The organism is Enterobacter cloacae complex sp. ESBL7 (assembly GCF_041679625.1).
Taxonomy (GTDB): domain Bacteria; phylum Pseudomonadota; class Gammaproteobacteria; order Enterobacterales; family Enterobacteriaceae; genus Enterobacter; species Enterobacter asburiae_B.
In genome coordinates this window covers 98,501-117,035 of sequence record NZ_JBGORN010000007.1, presented here as the reverse complement: position 1 = coordinate 117,035, position 18,535 = coordinate 98,501, and the positions used below count along the sequence as shown (strand labels likewise).

Sequence of the window (18,535 nt, the reverse complement as noted above, 5' to 3'; positions counted from 1 at the left end):
TTTAATCAAGCCTGTTTTTGTTCGGATATGTCGTATAGAGCCAGTTCCAGCTCCTTCACGGCTTGGGTGTACTGCTCTACGCCACCAAAAATACCCCGACGGATTTGTGTTTTGCTGCCAAATAGGTCAAATGGAGGTAATTCCAGCACATTGGCATCTTCTATGTCTTGTACACCATGATCGGCAAATTTTTCGAGTAAAGCTTCCAGTACGGCCTTGGCTTGCTCACTGTATTTGCCAAACACATCACGCTTTTTCACGTTGTTAGCCCGTTCACGCCGGGTGAGTGGCTTCTGGTCAAAGGCGACGTGGGTTACCAGATCAAAAGCATCCAGTTCGCTGCCGTTAGCGACAGCCTGTTGCAGGAGCTCGAATGGTACGCCATGTTCAGTTAATTCCTCTATCACAGCTTGTTTGCGTTCGGCGCTACTCCAGCGCCGTAGAAAGTTGGTTAGGTTACCAAATTTAGCCTGCAAGGTGCTTTTAATGTCACTTTTGAGCAGGACTCGGTAGTCCTCAGTGATGAGCTTGCCCTCGACATCAAGGTATTGCGAACGTTCAACCGCTAAACACACATTGACGTCATCAATCACATACTTTACTCGGCTTACGCCGCCTCCTGCCTTATCTGTGAGACTAGAGTCATAGGCTAGAGGTTCTGGTTCTTCTATACTGGGAAGCGTGACGACATCTGGCGGTACCACAGGATCTTCTGGGTCAGGTTCGTAGATCGCCACGGGTTCGCCGTCAAAATCGGGATCAGCAAACAGCCGCGTAGCGCCTTTAAAGTCCATGATGGTGAAGTAGAGTTTTTGGTAGTCCTCGCGCAGGCGGGTGCCGCGGCCAATGATCTGTTTGAACTCCGTCATCGAGTTGATGCTCTGGTCCAGGACAATCAGCTTGCAGGTTTTAGCATCTACGCCCGTGGTAAGTAGCTTTGAGGTGGTGGCAATAACCGGGTAAGGCTCATCGTTGTCGATAAAGTAAGAGAGCTGTGCTTTCCCTTCGTTATCGTCTCCGGTAATTCGCATGACGTAACGGCGATTGTTTGCAGCGGCAGGGATGAGCTTTACCAGCTCCTGGCGCATCCGCTCCGCATGATCCTGGTCGTCACAAAAAACAATCGTCTTGGCCATCGGATCGGTTGCCTGGAGGTATTCCCATACCTTGTTGGCAACAAGAGATGTGCGTTTCTTCAGAACTAGAGTGCGATCAAAGTCTTTTGTGTTGTACTGCCGTTGCTCAATGACCTGGCCTAGTTTATCGATTTTGCCCTTCTCTGGTATGAAGCCGACTGCATCAACATCGGTTGCAATGCGTATCACCTTGTAGGGGGCAAGAAAACCGTCCTCAATGCCCTGCTTGAGCGAATAGGTATAAATAGGGTATCCGAAATAGCTGGTATTGCTTGTTTCATTGGTTTCTTTCGGTGTGGCTGTTAGGCCAATGTGGGTGGCTGTAGTGAAATAATCCAGGATGTCGCGCCATGCTGAGTCTTCCGCGGCGCTGCCACGATGACATTCATCAATCACGACTAAGTCGAAGAAATCCCCTGGAAACTGGCGATAGATTTGTTTCCATTCTTCCTTCCCCGTTACCGCTTGGTAGAGAGCAAGGTAGATCTCATAGTTCTTTTTGACTTCGCGGTTAGTGACCTTATGCATCACCTCACCGAAAGGGGCGAAATCCTGCTGCATGGTCTGGTCGACGAGGATATTACGGTCGGCCAAAAGCAGAATGCGTTTCTTGGATTTTGCTTTCCATAAGCGCCAGATAATCTGAAAAGCTGTATACGTTTTCCCTGTACCGGTGGCCATGACCAGCAATATTCGTGCTTGCCTTCTGGCTACAGCTTCAATGGCACGGTTGATTGCCACACGTTGATAGTAACGTGGTTCACGACCACTGCCATCGGTATAAAACGGCTGTTCAATCAGCGTTACAGCTTCAGGTGCAACTAATCCTTTCCATTGTTGATATACCGTCCACAAATCGGCCAGGGTCGGGAATTGGGTAAGCTGAAGCTCGCGTTCGACAGGCAGGGATAGGCCAGTTCGGTCATGCAGGAGAAAACCATCACCATTACTACTAATGGCAAACGGCGCGTCTAGCATTTCGGCATAGGCTAGAGCTTGTTGCATACCGTGCCCAATGGAGAACTTCGCCTGTTTGGCCTCTAAAACTGCGATAGGCACGTTTGGTCTTGCATAAAGTACATAATCGGCACGTTTAGGACCTCCTTTAGCTTCAGGGTTTTTGACTCGAGAGGCCATCTTACCGCGTACCATGACACGGCCATCGGTGAGGTTGACTTCCTCTCGAAACTGATGCTGCTGCCAGCCAGCTTGTTGAATAGCGGGTGTAATGAATTTTGTGCAGATATCACGCTCGCTGAGCTGATATTTATCCATGACAGTAAGCTCCTTCAACGTTCCGGTGTATATGCCTCAGACACTATGAAAATGTGCATTAATTAGACTCAGACCTAAATCCGGCCGATAAAATACGCTCCAAAAATTCAAGTCTCATGATACAACACATCTTTTTCATCGGCTCGCTGATCTTCTTGTAGGCTCATAGCCAAGAGCCAGTGCATACAATCTATATCCCTGTGAGTTGTGCTTCTTCCATAGCCTTTTCAGAAGCTTACTCTCTGAGGCTAATATAATAACGTTGTTTTACTTTCTCCATTCCCCGCCGCGCTCTGGTTGTCAATATAGTATAATAGTTGGCATATCACGGTAGCATCTCGCGTCGTCCATCCAGGTATCTAGCGTGGTTGTAAGTGCAACGGAGACTGTTCTTATCCACGTAGGCAAGCTGCGTCTAAATCCACGCCGAGTTATAGCTTTGTTCGTGATGAATAGTACTCATCGTGTGTCTAAACTATGCCACGATACCGTCTTTGCTGGCGTAACTACTATCACGCCGCTCGTTATCAGTCGCACAGGTCGGGATGCTTTCACTGCGCCATTTAACCAGCTTACCGCGCAGAGGCGTTATTTGCGCCTGAGCGTGCAGTCTGACGATGAGGAAAGATGTCACTCTTCGGCGCTGATGTTATCCCTCCGGCCTTCATCCCTTTTCCGCGCTACGTGCTGCCGATATAATCCCCGTCATGAATAAAAAGAATCTCACTGCATTACCTCCCGAAGAATCACTGGCTGACCTGGCGCATTTTGCCTGGTGCGCGCTGGTGGGGTTACGACTGGCTCAGCAGGACGGTCAGGCTCTGTCACCGCTGACCATTCACACCTTTTTAGTTCGCTGGCTCGCTGATGCGCAAAAACAGCGCCGCTTTCCGCGCTCTGTGGCTTCCGACATCGACAGCCTGCTACGACTCGGACGCCAGAAAGGCCTCACAGCCGGATTGTTAAAGCGGCTGGAATACCTCCTCCAGTCCAGCACGAAGCCGCTGGTACAGCAGTCGGATTTGTTCCGCCTGACATACGCTATCGAACATCTCAGGTCACAGGGCTGGGTCAATGCCGTGGTGGCGGAGGAAGAGTGGGTTCCTGAAACCCTGTCCGCCGAATACGCGGACGTACCTGCGTTGCTGGTGAGAAAGTCCGAACTGCAGCGCCATTTTACTGAAGAGGGTAAGCAGTCCGCGCCAGTGGAGTTTATCGTTGCTGGAGAGGTGCGTGTCGTTGGCGATGCGTTTGATGCGCGGGCGTTGCGTTATGTCATTCAGGAGCAACACGCCGGGTGGTGTTTGTTATCGTTGTTGCCAGTAGCCGATATCTGAAGTGCTGTTAGCAACACTACCGTAAAAGGATGAGCATGGAGCGGATTGATTATCACCTGGAAAAGTATCATTTTTCATGCGCTGACGAGTCGCCCCGCCTGACCCGGCAGTGGGCCGACGTGCTGGAGGAATGCCGCCATCTGAAAGCCGGAGCAGAAGAACGCCTGCGTATTGCCCTGCTCAACGTCGATTACGTGACCAGTTTTGAGCTGCCTTTCCGCTTACTGTTGCTCCGTACACCACAGCTGATCGCCGGTCTGCGAGATGAGCTACTGCTTAATCAGAAAGATGCGATTTTCAACGGGAAACGTTTTGGCTGCGTCTGGAGCCTGAAGACCGATCTCAGCGCAATACCGGACGCGTTCCGTTATCACCTGGTGACCCGCATACGCCGTGTGAGCCCTGATGGCGTTTCGGCAGTACCCTTTCAGCAGATCGCAAAGGAGGTGAAATCGCCCCGAGAGCGTATCAGGCTGGCACTTGCCTCAGGGTTGCCGGTGACCGCACTGGATGCTCTCTTCTGGTTCGGTTGCCAGCGTATGGCGGCGGATGTGCTGCGACTGCGTAAGACAGGGATGGTAATTGCGACCTCAGAAACCGACATCTTCGACACACTGACGGGGACAACCCGCCGGGTTCCGGTTTATCGATATGATGGCATGTAACGCGCCCTCGTGATGATCCATCGTTACAGGAGCCTATCTTTACTCTTTCACGTCCCGTCGCCCCGTCCCGTTTATCAGGTCACCCGTTATAAAACCACACCTTAATTAACATCTGAAATTCAGTTGAAACGTATTGTTAATCATCAGCCCTTGTGTGACTCATTTCCCGTTCGTAATATCCGCCACCGTGTTGGAAACACTGACCGCCATTCGCTCAGCAGGAAAGAGCCGGTGACACTGATGTTGCAGGTGCGGGCTTTGAGGCCCGGATGGCGGTCCATACTGGCTCTTCGGCCTGCGATGAAGGGTTAACCCTGAGTGGCCGGAGAGCCCATTTTCAGTCGATGTGTACCAATACCGGGCATGGTTGCTGTTGATCACCAGATCCCCGTACTTAGCTACATGTAAAACTCGCAATACACCCACCCTATCTGTAGTCGCAGCCCAGGCCACGCAACGCTGGCGAGCGCCATCCACTTGAATGCGCAGGGCCTTCTCTGTTGTGCCGTTTAATCTACTGGCCTTAATGACGCGTCAGATTTTTGCCTGCGTGACAGCCTGAGGTCATACCTGTTTGTCTTCCCGCCCCTGTCCCACGCCAGGCCTGAATGTCGGCACTGTGAATTCATTAAATTTACGTCTGGTATCACCAGGTTACAAAAAATGAATATCCCTGTTAAAAAACCGTTCGTATGTTTCCCGCTTCGGTTGGCCGATATTTTATCCCTGTTTTCATGGGTAATTGATGTCTGTCGTGCTTATAAAATAAATAAGCACGATCATTAATACTGTGATTTGAGTTTGTCGCAGTGCAAACAAAATAGCGGAGTGACGCTGTTGCACTAAAGACACAGGGATACTGGCTGACATTATTAACCCACAGAACAGGGACAGTTATGTCTAACTCTTTTCAGTCAGAAATACCCAAAGCACGTATTAATCTGAAGTTGGATGTTTTCACGGGAGGCGCGCAGAAGAAGGCTGAGCTCCCTTTGAAGCTGGTCGTGTCGGGAGACTTTAGTAATGGCCGGGAGACGGCACCGCTTTCAGAAAGGAATAAGGTCAATATCAATAAGCTGAACATGCAGCAGGTGCTGGCAGAGTTCGCGCCGTCGGCAAGCTTTGACGTGAAGCATACAGACGGTGATGAAGAAACGGAAGAGAAGATCAACCTCACGTTCCGCCATATGAAAGATTTTACCCCTGAGTGCATTGCACAGCAAGTGCCACGACTGCAGGCGATGCTCACGATGCGCAATCTCCTGCGCGATCTCAAAGCGAACCTGCTGGATGACGCCAGTTTCCGCCGCGAGCTGCTCAATATCCTGCGTGACCCCGCCCTGAGCGACGAACTTCGCGCCGATATTTCCGCGCTGGCTCCTCAGGACGTCTGATCTTCCTCCTTCCATTCACGAGATAAACCATGTCAGCAGAAAATACGACAGCCACAACGACAGAAACTCTGGTGCAGGAGCAGTCTGCCGGGATCTATACATCTTTACTGAATAAAATCAACCTGGTACCTGTTGAGCAGCTCAGCGATATCAGCGCCTGGAAAGATGAAGCCGATATGGCGGAAGCCGGTGCAAGCCAGCGCGTGACCGCTGCCCTGGGCGTCTTTCTGGAGCAGTTGCGCCAGTCGGGTACCCGTAAAGTCGATAAGCTGGATAAAGCCCTGCTGGATCAGATGATCGGCGAACTGGATCGCCAGCTCAGCCAGGATCTGGACAAAATCCTCCACCACCCGGAGTTTCAGAAGGTGGAAAGCCTCTGGCGCGGTGTGGAGCACCTGGTGGGTAAAACTGATTTCCGAAAAAATATTCGCGTAGAGTTACTTGATTTGTCCAAGGACGCGTTGCGGGAAGATTTTGAGGATGCGCCGGAAATTATCCAGAGTGGATTATACCAACATACGTATGTAAATGAGTATGATACTCCGGGCGGTGAGCCTATTGCAGCATTAATCTCTGCCTACGAGTTTGATGCGTCTGCGCAGGATATCGCGCTGCTGCGTAATATCTCTAAGGTGTCCGCCGCGGCGCATATGCCGTTCATTGGCTCGGTGGGCCCGGCGTTCTTCATGAAAAACACGATCGATGAAGTGGCCGCGATCAAAGATGTCACCAACTATTTCGATCGCGCAGAGTATATCAAATGGAAGAGCTTCCGGGACAGCGATGATTCGCGCTATATCGGTCTGACGATGCCGCGCGTGCTGGGGCGTCTGCCGTATGGCCCGGACACCGTGCCGGTGCGCAGCTTTAACTATGTGGAAGAAGTCAAAGGCCCGGATCACGACAAATACCTGTGGACCAGTGCGTCCTTTGCCTTTGCGGCCAACATGGTGCGCAGCTTTGAGAACAATGGCTGGTGCGTGCAAATTCGCGGTCCGCAGGCCGGGGGCGCAGTGGAAGACCTGCCCATCCATCTGTATGACCTCGGGACCGGCAGCCAGGTCAAAATTCCGTCTGAAATCATGATCTCCGAAACCCGCGAGTTTGATTTTTCCAATCTCGGATTGATCCCACTGTCCTACTACAAAGGCCGTGACTACAGCTGTTTCTTCTCGGCCAACTCCACCCAGAAACCGGCGCTGTACGATACACCGGACGCCACGGCCAACAGCCGCATTAACGCCCGTCTGCCGTATATCTTCCTGATGTCGCGCATTGCGCATTACCTGAAGGTAATTCAGCGCGAGAACATCGGTACCACCAAAGACCGCCGGGTGCTGGAGCAGGAGCTGAACCGCTGGCTGAGCGGTCTGGTGACGGAGATGACCGACCCGGGCGATGCGCTACAGGCGTCACACCCGCTGCGCGAAGGCAAAGTGGTGGTGGAAGACATTGATGATAACCCGGGCTTCTTCCGCGTGAGGCTGTTTGCGGTGCCGCATTTCCAGGTGGAGGGGATGGACGTCAATCTGTCTCTGGTCAGCAAGATGCCGAAGGCGAAAGACTGACGCCGGAGGGGCGCGTGAAGATAACACAACCGTACTGGGGAAAAGGTGTTTTCATTTCCCAGCACCACTTTCAGCAACAAATCACGGCGTCAGCCTGGCAGAGTGAGTGTATTGCACAGATGGGGCTGAATCACCCCTGGGGCGTGCTGGAAGCCACGTTTGAAACCGAATCGCTGAAGGTGGAGCGTCTGCAGGTGCAGCGACTGTCGGTGCGTTTTCAGGACGGAACGCTGATTGAGACCGGTAACACCGACACCCCGGCACCGGTCCTGGCACTGGAGGGACTCACCGGTGAGGTTGAAGTGGTGCTGGCCCTGCCGCTGCTGCACAGCGGTGAGAGCAACTGTCTGGAAGCGGAAGAACGGGCCGAGCGCCCGATCCGTTACCGCCAGCAGTGGCGTGAAATCCGCGATCAGTACGGTGACGGCACCCGTCAGATAACCGTGCTGCAGCATGAAGTCTCACTCCGGCTGGCCTCTCAGGACAACAGCGAATACCTGACCTGTCCGGTGGCGCGCCTGCACCGCGAGCCGCAGGGGAACTGGGTGCCGGATGAGACCTTTCTGCCGCCGTTGCTGAGCATGCGGGCCAGCCCCTGGCTGGCGAATAGCCTCGGGCGACTTCTGACCCAACTACGGGCGCGTCTTCAGCGCCTCATGTCCATGCGTCGGGAGAGTAACGAACGCATGGCCGATTTTGCCGTGGCGGACGTGTCGCTGTTCTGGTTGCTCAATGCGCTCAACGGCGCGGATCCGCTGCTGGAGAGTTTTCTCCGTTTTCCACAGACGCCGCCGGAGAGGCTGTGGCCTGTGCTGGCCCAGCTGGCAGGGAATCTGCTGACCTTCTCGCTGGACCATCAGGCGAGTGTTATTCCGCAATACGATCATGCCCGGCCGGAAAGTGTCTTTCCGGCGTTATTCGATCTGCTGAGTGATTTGCTGGAAGCCAGCCTGCCATCACGGGTGATCAACGTTGAACTCACCTTCGATAAACGGCTGCACCAGTGGCATGCGGATTTACGGGATGCCCGACTGCGCGAAGGCGCCGACTGGTATCTGTCGGTGCGCTCATCGATGCCCGTGGCACAGCTCCAGGAACAGTTTCCACGGCAGTGCAAAGTCGGCTGCCCGGATGAGGTCACGGATCTTGTGAATGCGTCACGTCAGGGTATTCCCCTTCAGCCGCTGCGTCATGTTCCGGCTGCAGTACCGTTGCGCATGGAGAATCAGTATTTCTCTCTCGACCTTTCCTGCCCGGCGGCTCAGGCGATGCTGGACAGTGGTCACTGTGTCTTTTACACACCGGGAACGCTGGGCGAACCGGAACTTGAACTGTTTGTGGTGCTGCGGACATGAGTGATAACCCGAAACGCCAATCTGTGGATATCGACGCCCTGTTGCAGGACACCTGGCTGCAGGTTATCAGTTTGCGCCACGGCCCAACAATTAAGGAAGGAGAAGGGCAGAGTTTCTGGACGTACTGTGTGGCCACTGCCGAAAGGGTGCAGAGCGTTCTGGAGAAGGCCGGAATGGATGAGGCCAGCCGGAAAGATATTCTCTACGTCCAGTGTTCGCTGCTCGATGAAGCGGTGAAAGGCCGCAACGTACAGGATGATGCCTGGGTTCAGTGGTACGTGATGCCGTTGCAGGGCCATTTTTTCGGCAATATTGATGCCGGGGATGCGCTGTGCGCGCGGATGCGTGAGGTACTGCGTGATCCGTCTGCAGATCAGCGGGTACTCACCTGTTTTCACCGGGCGATGATGCTGGGATTCCTTGGGGAATACCGGGCACTGGATGCGCCTGAACGTCAAAAGCTGGTCACTGAATTAGCCGCACGGGTCCCCCCGTTGCGTTATGCGCAGTCACAGCCGGTGCTGGCGGGCATGAAGGCCGGTTACCGCCTTTCGGGCTGGCTGAGCAGTTGGCCGCTGCAGACGGCCGTCGGCGCATTACTGCTGGCCGGGCTGTGGTGGGGGTTAAATCATTGGCTCGATCAGATCCTCGGATCACTGTTGCCGGGTGTGGTGAAATGAGCCAGACGCTACAACGTGCGCTGGCGCTATGGGCGGCCCTGCTGTCGTCGGCACTCTGTCTGGTCTTTCTGCCGGTCTCCCTACCTGTCGCCATCGCGCTCACGGTCTGTCTGTGGGCGGGAATTGCCGCGCTGCTGCTCACCCGCCGCCGTGCTTCTACCACAGCGGCCTCGTCTTTTTGGGTCGGGACACTGCCTCCGGCCTCGTATTGTCAACCAGTGATGCTGGTCTGCGGCGATTCTGACGCACTCTGGCAGGATGCGCCAGACGTGCAGATCACGACAACAGGCTGCCGTATCCGTGTGCCAGTGCAGCAGGATGTGGCACAGGTGGTCCGGGAGCTGTTGCAGGTCCGTCCGGGGTGGGGGACACAGTTGTCGGTGATGGTCTGCATCTGTCCGCAGCAGCATACCGATACCGCGGTGTTGACCGGCCGCCTGCTCTCTCTGCGGGGACAGCTCAGCCAGGGCCGCCGGGAGACTGGGGGCGCACTGCCGCTGGTGCTCTGTTCTGTAGTGAGTTCCTCCCTGACACCCGTCCCGCTGTGGCAGGTGCTGTTGCCGGGGGGGCATGTCAGCGTCTGGTCCGGTGAGGTGGCGCATGGGCCGGTAGCCTCATGGATGGCCGCCTGTGGTTCATGCGCTGTACAGCAGCAGATACTGATAAATAGCCTGAGCGCATGGTGTCAGCGGCACGTCACGGATGTGCTGGGCGAAGTACAGGCTGATTTTCCTGCCGTATCACCGTCCATCGTGCTGTGGGGCTGCATCCCTTTTGTGGATGGTTCACCGTCCTCCTCCCTCTGGACGCGCTGGTTACGTGAACATACCGCGCTACAGCGGGTTGCTGGCTGGCAGCCTGCCGCAAATGAGGTCTCTCACCTCCCTGCGTTGCCGGATTTTATTCTGTCATCCTTGCCCGGCGGGCACGGGCTGACGGCCCGACAACGGGCAGGGCGCAGCGTGCTGCGAATGTTCCTGTTGGCAGCCGTGGTGGCCCTGTGCAGCAGTGCCTGGAATAACCATCAGTTAATGCAGCGACTGGCTGCTGACATGTTGCAGTATGTCCATGCGGGCAGCCAGAGCGAGCGTCGCGCTGCTGCCGTAAAACAACTGCAGCAGGATGCAGCACAGCTGGATGACTACGCCCGCAATGGTGAACCGCTTCGTCTGGGGCTGGGGATGTACCGTGGCGAACGGCTGTATCTGCCGGTACTGGACACGTTGCGCGGTTATACCCCACAGATTGCGGCGACCTCCCCGGAACCACGTCCGGTGACAGCCACGCCTTCCACCGTGCGCCTCGACAGCCTGTCGCTGTTCGACACCGCCAGCGCCACCCTGAAACCCGGCTCCATAAAGGTGCTGGTGAATGCACTGGTCGGCATCAAAGCAAAACCCGGCTGGCTGATTGTGGTCAGCGGGCACACCGACAACACCGGCAGTCCCGTGCTGAACCAGACGCTCTCCCTGAAACGGGCCGAAGCGGTACGCGACTGGATGCGCGACACCGGCGGCGTGCCGGAAAGCTGTTTTGCCGTGCAGGGCTACGGGGCCACCCGTCCCCTGCAGGCGAATGACACGACGGCGGGCCGGGCGGCCAACCGTCGGGTTGAAATCAGTCTGGTGCCGCAGGCGGATGCCTGCCGGATACCGGGCGTAAACCCTGCGTCATCACAGGATGATGGCGCCTCTCAACATCATGAATAAAGGAAGCAATCCAATGGCAATTCCGGTTTATCTGTGGCTGAAAGACGACGGCGGTGCGGACATCAAGGGCTCTGTGGACGTGAAGGACCGCGAGGGCAGCATCGAAGTGGTCGCACAGGAGCACAAGCTTTACATCCCGACTGACAACAACACCGGCAAGCTGACCGGCACCCGTATCCACACGCCGTTCATGCTCACCAAGGAAATCGACAGCGCCAGCCCGTACCTGTACAAGGCGGTGACCACCGGTCAGACCCTGAAGTCTGCGGAATTTAAGTGGTACAAAATCAACGATGCCGGTCAGGAAGTGGAGTACTTCAACACCCTGCTTGAGAACGTGAAAGTGGTGAAGGTGAATCCGGTGATGCACGACATCAAGGACCCTTCCTACGAGAAACACAATCATCTGGAGCAGCTTGAGCTGCGCTACGAAAAAATCACCTGGACCTACAAGGACGGCAACATCATTCATTCCGACTCCTGGAACGAACGCGCCACCGCGTAAGCCCTCTGGCGGACAGCCCTTTCTGTCCGCCTTTTTTGTTCAGTTCCTGCCCTGCGGGTGCTGAGCAAAAAAACACCACAATCCGAAAAACTGACCTGATGCGCCTGGGGCTCCTTATCTACGGGAAACGGCGATGGGCGGTAGCGTGTCTGAAATCCCCGACTGCGAGTAAATGAACATGGAAAATCCTGCTGTACTGTTACGTCGTCTCAACCCGTTCTGCGCCCGCGCGCTGGAGGGGGCTGCCACGCTATGCCAGACCCGTTCCCATGCGGAAATTCATCCTGAGCACTGGCTGTTGAAGCTGCTGGAGCAGGGGGAGGGCGACCTCACCGTGCTGGCCCGCCGTTATGAATGGGACATGGATGCCGTCTGGCAGGATTTACTGGCATACCTGGACCGTCTGCCCCGTTCGGTCAGAAGCCGTCCGCAGCTGTCTGCGCAGTTTAACGAACTGCTGCGTCAGGCCTGGCTGTGTGCGTCGATGGCGGGAGAAGAGCAGATACGCAGTATCCATTTACTGATGGCGTTTCGCAGCCATCCGTCGCTGCTGCGCTGCGACGGCCTCTGGCCTTTGCTCTCCCTGACGGCCGGGCAGATAGCGCAGCTGCGCCCGTTGCTGGATATGCACTCCGATGAACGCCCGGACGTCCAGCGTGAAGAAGCGGAAATGATGGCCGATGACAGCCATGATACTGGCAACGGTAACGTGACCTTTGTCGGTCGTCCGGTCGGCGCGGGCGGGGCAGCAGCCTCAGCCACAAAAGAAGGTAAACCCACGGCGGCCCTGCTGGCCGTGCTTGACCGCTTCACCACAGACGTGACCGCCAGAGCCCGCGACGGGAAAATCGACCCGGTATTCGGGCGTGACACTGAAATTCGCCAGATGGTGGACATTCTCTCCCGACGTCGCAAGAACAACCCAATACTGGTGGGGGAGCCGGGCGTGGGTAAAACCGCCCTGGTCGAAGGGCTGGCGCTGCGTATCGCGGAAGGCAACGTCCCGGCGAGCCTGAAACCGGTCATCCTGCGCACCCTCGACCTCGGTCTGCTGCAGGCCGGTGCGGGTGTCAAAGGCGAATTTGAACAGCGCCTCAAAAACATCATTGATGCCGTGCAGCAGTCTGACCACCCCGTGCTGCTGTTTATCGACGAGGCCCACACCATCATTGGTGCGGGCAATCAGGCAGGCGGGGCCGACGCGGCTAACCTCCTCAAGCCCGCCCTGGCCCGGGGCGAACTGCGCACCATTGCCGCCACCACCTGGTCGGAATACAAACAGTACTTTGAACGCGATGCTGCCCTGGAGCGGCGCTTTCAGATGGTGAAAGTGGATGAGCCGGATGACGATACAGCCTGCCTGATGCTCAGGGGCCTCAAGTCCCGCTACGCGGAGCACCACGGCGTGCACATCAGCGATGAGGCAGTTCGCGCCGCCGTCACGCTGTCGCGACGCTACCTCACCGGACGCCAGCTGCCGGACAAGGCGGTGGACCTGCTGGATACCGCTGCCGCCCGCGTGCGCATGAGTCTCGACACGGCCCCGGAGGCCCTCACCCGGCTGGCGGTGCAGGAGAACGCGCTGGTGCTGGAAGAGGAGGCCCTGCTGGAGGACCAGGCGGTGGGCCAGTCCGTGCCCGATACCCGACTGACGGAGATTGCACGGCAGACCCGCCAGCTCACTGCCGAGCAGCAGATGCTTGAAGTCCGCTACAGCCAGGAGAAGCAACTGGTCACGCAGTTGCTGGACAGCCGCAAGACCTCCGGGCAGCAGGCCGAAACCGCTGCCTTTGTGCAACAGCTGCACACCCTGCAGCAGAACAACCCGCTGCTGTGCCCGGATGTGGATGTCCGCACGGTGGCCGAGGTGATTGCCGACTGGACCGGCGTGCCGCTCTCGTCACTGCTGAAGGATGAACAGACCGAACTGCTGCATCTGGAGGCGCATTTGCAACAGCGCGTGGTGGGGCAGGAGACGGCACTCACTGCCATTGCACAGCGCCTGAGGGCATCAAAAACCGGGTTGACGCCGGAGAACGGGCCACAGGGTGTGTTCCTGCTGGCGGGCCCCAGCGGTACCGGCAAAACTGAAACCGCCCACGCGCTGGCGGACGCGCTGTACGGTGGGGAAAAGTCACTGATTACCATCAACCTCTCCGAATACCAGGAGCCGCACACCGTCAGCCAGCTAAAGGGCTCCCCGCCGGGCTACGTCGGCTACGGCCAGGGCGGTATTCTGACCGAAGCGGTACGCAAACGTCCCTACAGCGTGGTGCTGCTTGATGAAGTGGAAAAGGCCCACCGGGACGTGATGAACCTGTTCTATCAGGTGTTTGACCGGGGATTCATGCGCGACGGTGAAGGACGCGAGATTGATTTTCGCCACACCGTCATCCTGATGACCTCGAACCTGGGCTGCGAATACATCATGCAGCAATTAACGGAAAACCCGGAGACCACTGACGGTGAGCTGCACGCGCTCGTCCGCCCGCTGCTGCGCGACCACTTCCAGCCTGCGCTGCTGGCACGTTTTCAGACGGTGCTGTATCGCCCGCTCGGTGAAGCCCCGCTGCGCACCATCGTGGCGATGAAGCTGGAGAAGGTCATGCAACGACTCACCCGCCACTACGGCATCACCACCACCATCGATGAAAGCCTGTACGACACGCTGGCGGCGGCCTGTCTGCTGCCGGACACCGGGGCGCGCAATATCGACAGCCTGCTTAACCAGCAGATACTCCCGGTGCTGAGCCAGCAGCTGCTGCATCACCTCGCTGCCGGACAGAAGCCGCAGCACCTGACGCTGGGCTGGAATGAGGACGAAGGTATCGTGATGGAATTTGACGCCAGGGCAAACCGCGAAGCGTAAACCCGCCATCCCTTTTTTACCCTTTTGATAAACAACAGATAATGAAAGAGTCTTTTATGCGTATGAAGAAAACAGCGTCAGTCCTGAGCCTCCTGGTGGTATCCGTCTGCGCACATGCAGGCATGTTCGGTGATTCAGGGGATTTCAAATGCGGCCGGGACGATGCGGTACAGGCTGTGAAAAACGCCATCCGGGATGATGCTTCCGCGAAACTGCAGACGGAGTTTATTACCGAAGCCGGTATCTTCACACAGCCCCGTAACAGTTACAGCACCGCGCTGGCAAACATACAGGCGGATGTTCGCGGTGTGTCCACCCTCAGCCAGAATGAGAATGGCATCGCCTGTACGGCGACTATCTCCATCCCCCTGCCGGAGAATGCCCTGATTGCCGCCACAAAAATCCTTGGTCTTTTTGACGAATATCTCCAGGAAAACGGCGCGTTCAGCAACGGGCATGTGACCTGGAAAAACTATTCGTACCGCATCAGGCTGGCGGATAACAAAAAGGATATCACCGTCAGCGACATGGACAATATTGCCGCCGTGATGACCAAAACCGCCTGGGCCAGCGTGAACAAGGACCAGTTGATTAACCAGGTGAATGCGCAGGCGCTGGCCGATGTCCGCACCGAATACGAATCGCAGGACGCGCGTCTGAACGCCGTCTGGAAAGACCTTCCGGACGCGGTCCGCGCAGCCATGAAGACTGAGCAGGTTAACTGGGTCAGTGCCAAAACCCGCCAGTGCGGAAAAATCAGCGACACCCGCCTTGAGTCCATTCCGGTTGAACGCCGGGCTGAAATTTTTAAATGCCAGACGCAGATGACCACGCAACGGATTGAGTTTCTCAGCAACAACAGTAATGAATTGCGGGACGAGAACTATTCACAAAGGGAAGGTTAACGCATGAGTACACAATCCGTTCGATACAGCCACAGTCACCATCTGCTGTCGGTGAAAGGCTGCAGCGCCATGCTGGACGTGCTGGCACTGGAAGGCGATGAAGGGCTCAGCACGCCGTTCCGCTACCGTATTGAATTTACCAGCGATGACCACGGTATCACCCGTGAGGCCATGCTGATGAAACCGGCCTCACTGACGCTTCAGAAACCGGGTAACCGGAAAGTGGCGGCCCAGCCCCTGCGTATCATTCGCGGTGTGGTGACCGGTTTTGAATGCCTGAGCACCTCGAAGGACGAAACCCGCTACGCCCTGACCCTGCAGCCGCGTCTGGCGCTGCTGGACCGTTCGCACCAGAACGTGATTTATCAGGACCAGTCGGTACCACAGATTGTGGAGCACATTCTGCGCGAGCGTCACGGCATGCGCGGCCAGGATTTTCTGTTTTCCTTCGATACCGAAAAATACCCGCGTCGCGAACAGGTAATGCAGTTCGGTGAAGATGACCTGACCTTTATCACCCGCCTGTTGGGCGAGGTGGGTATCTGGTTCCGCTTTACCACCGACACCCGCCTGATGATTGACGTGGTGGAGTTTTATGACAGTCAGCAGGGGTATGAGCGGGGACTGACGCTGCCCTCCGTCCCGCCTTCCGGCCAGCTTGACGGGGAGACTGATGCGGTGTGGGGCATGGCAAGCCACTTTGCGGTGGTGGAAAAGCAGGTCAGCCTGCGGGAATACAACTACCGCCAGGCAGCAGAGGACATGAATACGAAGGCGGATGTCACCCGGGGCGACAGCACCACGTACGGCGAGGCATACCACTGGGGCGACAACTACCTCACGCCCGGTGACAGCTACGCCCGTTACCCTGAGCCGGAAAGCGGCATGTTTTATACCCGCCTGCGCCATGAGCGCTACCTTAACGCGCAGACACACCTGACGGGACAGACCGCCTGCTGCACGCTTTTCCCCGGCCAGGTGATGCGCGTCACTGGTGGTCATGAGGTCAGCGACATCTATGCGAAAGGCGTGCTGGTGACCCGGATTATCAGCGAAGCCCGCCGGGATAAAGCGCTGGTGGTCAGTTTTGAAGCGATACCGGATAACGACAACTATGCTTACCGTCCACAGCCACCGGCACGCCCTGTGATGGCCGGAACGCTGCCTGCCCGGGTGACCTGTACCCCGGGGAACGAACTCTACGGTCATATTGACCCTGACGGGCGTTACCGCGTCAACATGCTGTTTGACCGCGATGAGTGGCGGCCTGGTGGTGAGAGCCTGTGGGTACGGCAGTCACGGCCTTATGCCGGTGACACTTACGGTCTGCACCTGCCGATGCTGGCGGGAACGGAAGTGGCGATTGGGTTTGAGAACGGCGACCCGGACCGCCCGTATATTGCCGGGGTGCTTCACGACTCAAAACACCCGGACCACGTGACCATCCGCAATGACAGGCGTAACATTCTGCGTACTCCCGCGAAAAATGAGATTCAGCTTGGTGACAGCCGGGAGCAGGAGCATATCCGCATCCGTACCGAATACGGTGGCAGGAGCAGCCTGAGCCTCGGACATATCGTGGATGATGCGGGTGAGAGTCAGCTCCAGAACCAGAAACGCGGTGACGGCTTTGAGCTGCGCACCGACACCTGGGGAGCGCTCCGTGCCGGTAAGGGGATATTTATCAGCGCCGACGGCCAGCCGATGGCGCAGGGGCAGCAACTGGAGATGGATGCAGCCCTCGGTAACCTGAACCTGGCCCGCGAGCAGATGAGCGAAATCTCTGCGGATGCACAGGCTGCCACCGCCAGCCCGGCGGATTTACAGGCACAGATTGCCCTGCTGGAGCAGAAACTGACAGATTTGAAACAATCCGTTCTGCTGCTGAGCGCCCCGGATGGTGCGGCGATGACCAGCGGCGAACAACTGCAGCTGTCGGCAGGCAGCAACCTCATTGCCACTGCCGGTAAAAATGCTGATATCAGCGTGGTGAAGAATTTCTTTATTGGCGTCGGGAATACGCTGAGCGTGTTTGTGCGCAAACTGGGGATCAAACTCATTGCCAATCAGGGACCGGTTCAGCTCCAGGCCCAGAATGACCTGATGGACCTGCTGGCGCGTAAAGTCATCAATATCGTCAGCACGGAAGATGAGATCAAAGTTCTTGCGAATAAAAAACTGACCTTAGGCGGTGGCGGCAGTTCGATCACGCTGGATCAAAATGGCATTATTTCAGCAACGATTGGTGATTTTCGGATCAACGCCGGGCAGTTTATTCGCTCGGGAGGCGCATCGCAAAAAACAACGTTTCCGGTATTTCCGGTGATTGAACCCGGCGAACAGAGCATGCGCTTTGCTTTTGCCGGAGCAGATACTGCCGCAGAGGTCATGGATCTGATGGTGGATCAGCCCTATACGATCGATGACGGGAAAGGAAATATTCTGGCATCCGGGAGAACTGACACAGCAGGGCGATTGCCGGAGATTGTCACCAAAGAGAATGAAACACTGAATTTAATTATCGGTGATGAAGAATGGCAGTCTGAAACTTTGGTTAGCCAGTCAGTGGATCAAGAACCTGTTGATAACTTACTGGATGATGAACAGGATCCGACAATTTTTGTTTTAGACAGTGAGGATGTTCCGGAAACGTCGCTGACGGAAAGCATGCTGGAAAAATTACTCCGTACATCATGAGGCTACGAATTATGTTAACAACATTAAGAAAATGGATAGTTGGTGTATTCATTATACTGATGAGCACCACTGTTTATGCTGGTTGCCTTAAAGAGGGAGACAGTGTGGAACTTAGCGGCATCATGAAAAAAGAAATGTTCTATGGCCCCCCAAACTGGGGGGAGGATAAAGAACATGATAAAAAAATGTATTACTGGATATTACATCTAAGCACGCCGCTTACATGTGTTGTCGATGCTAATACAGATCTGGAACGCTGGAATAAAGAAGTTCAGCTTGTTATTTCTGGTGGCGAATATAAAACAAGGGAAAACCTGCTTAATACCATGGTCACTGTTAAGGGAAGCATTTTCCTTGCTGAAACTGGATATCATGTAGAGCCAGTTTTACTGGATAATGTGACTTTTACTGATGGTAAGTGATTTTTACAGGAAGTGATG

The 18,535-nt window shown here is 55.9% G+C and carries 13 protein-coding genes and 1 pseudogene; 12 read left to right on the top strand and 2 right to left on the bottom strand.

The features are described from left to right. Positions 1-5: 5 nt before the first annotated feature. Together hsdR and ACERY3_RS19630 are read right to left on the bottom strand one after the other, a co-directional pair. Positions 6-2,411, bottom strand: a complete 2,406-nt coding sequence (gene hsdR, locus ACERY3_RS19635) for an EcoAI/FtnUII family type I restriction enzme subunit R (RefSeq protein ID WP_373226322.1) — start codon at positions 2,409-2,411, stop codon at positions 6-8. Positions 2,412-2,736: 325 nt separating this feature from the next. Further along, positions 2,737-2,886 (bottom strand): annotated as a pseudogene (locus ACERY3_RS19630) (integrase); the annotation flags it as partial. Between the two features lie 232 nt (positions 2,887-3,118). On the opposite strand from ACERY3_RS19630, the gene ACERY3_RS19625 reads away from it, so the two are divergent. The 12 genes from ACERY3_RS19625 to ACERY3_RS19570 all read left to right on the top strand — a co-directional run bounded on the left by ACERY3_RS19625 (position 3,119) and on the right by ACERY3_RS19570 (position 18,517). Next, positions 3,119-3,748 carry a DUF2913 family protein gene (locus tag ACERY3_RS19625; protein ID WP_373226321.1) on the top strand — a complete coding sequence of 210 codons (630 nt, stop codon included), beginning with the start codon at positions 3,119-3,121 and terminating at the stop codon, positions 3,746-3,748. Between the two features lie 35 nt (positions 3,749-3,783). Next, positions 3,784-4,413 (top strand): helix-turn-helix domain-containing protein, encoded by a 630-nt coding sequence (locus ACERY3_RS19620; RefSeq protein ID WP_373226319.1) that lies wholly within the window; start codon positions 3,784-3,786, stop codon positions 4,411-4,413. Between the two features lie 896 nt (positions 4,414-5,309). Next, positions 5,310-5,807, top strand: coding sequence for a type VI secretion system contractile sheath small subunit (tssB, locus tag ACERY3_RS19615; protein WP_373226318.1), 498 nt, complete (start codon positions 5,310-5,312; stop codon positions 5,805-5,807). 29 nt (positions 5,808-5,836) lie between these two features. Further along, positions 5,837-7,375: a type VI secretion system contractile sheath large subunit gene (tssC, locus tag ACERY3_RS19610; protein ID WP_373226317.1), complete on the top strand. Its 1,539-nt coding sequence runs from the start codon at positions 5,837-5,839 to the stop codon at positions 7,373-7,375. Between the two features lie 14 nt (positions 7,376-7,389). Then, positions 7,390-8,730, top strand: a complete 1,341-nt coding sequence (gene tssK, locus ACERY3_RS19605; protein ID WP_373226316.1) for a type VI secretion system baseplate subunit TssK — start codon at positions 7,390-7,392, stop codon at positions 8,728-8,730. Beyond that, positions 8,727-9,410 carry a type VI secretion system protein TssL, short form gene (gene tssL / locus ACERY3_RS19600; RefSeq protein WP_373226315.1) on the top strand — a complete coding sequence of 228 codons (684 nt, stop codon included), beginning with the start codon at positions 8,727-8,729 and terminating at the stop codon, positions 9,408-9,410. Before tssK ends, tssL begins: the two co-directional genes overlap by 4 nt. After that, the gene (locus tag ACERY3_RS19595; protein ID WP_373226314.1) at positions 9,407-11,119 is read left to right on the top strand and encodes an OmpA family protein; all 1,713 of its coding nucleotides are present in this window, start codon (positions 9,407-9,409) and stop codon (positions 11,117-11,119) included. Before tssL ends, ACERY3_RS19595 begins: the two co-directional genes overlap by 4 nt. Before the next feature lie 13 nt (positions 11,120-11,132). Then, positions 11,133-11,624 (top strand): type VI secretion system tube protein TssD, encoded by a 492-nt coding sequence (tssD, locus tag ACERY3_RS19590; protein ID WP_373226313.1) that lies wholly within the window; start codon positions 11,133-11,135, stop codon positions 11,622-11,624. Between the two features lie 178 nt (positions 11,625-11,802). Further along, positions 11,803-14,493, top strand: coding sequence for a type VI secretion system ATPase TssH (tssH, locus tag ACERY3_RS19585; protein WP_373226312.1), 2,691 nt, complete (start codon positions 11,803-11,805; stop codon positions 14,491-14,493). A 56-nt stretch (positions 14,494-14,549) separates the two neighbouring features. Further along, complete coding sequence (locus ACERY3_RS19580) at positions 14,550-15,398, top strand: lysozyme inhibitor LprI family protein (protein ID WP_373226310.1); 849 nt, start codon at positions 14,550-14,552, stop codon at positions 15,396-15,398. Positions 15,399-15,401: 3 nt separating this feature from the next. Continuing rightward, positions 15,402-18,095, top strand: a complete 2,694-nt coding sequence (locus tag ACERY3_RS19575) for a type VI secretion system Vgr family protein (RefSeq protein WP_373226309.1) — start codon at positions 15,402-15,404, stop codon at positions 18,093-18,095. A gap of 11 nt (positions 18,096-18,106) precedes the next feature. Continuing rightward, positions 18,107-18,517 carry a DUF4431 domain-containing protein gene (locus ACERY3_RS19570; protein WP_373226308.1) on the top strand — a complete coding sequence of 137 codons (411 nt, stop codon included), beginning with the start codon at positions 18,107-18,109 and terminating at the stop codon, positions 18,515-18,517. Positions 18,518-18,535 lie beyond the last annotated feature (18 nt).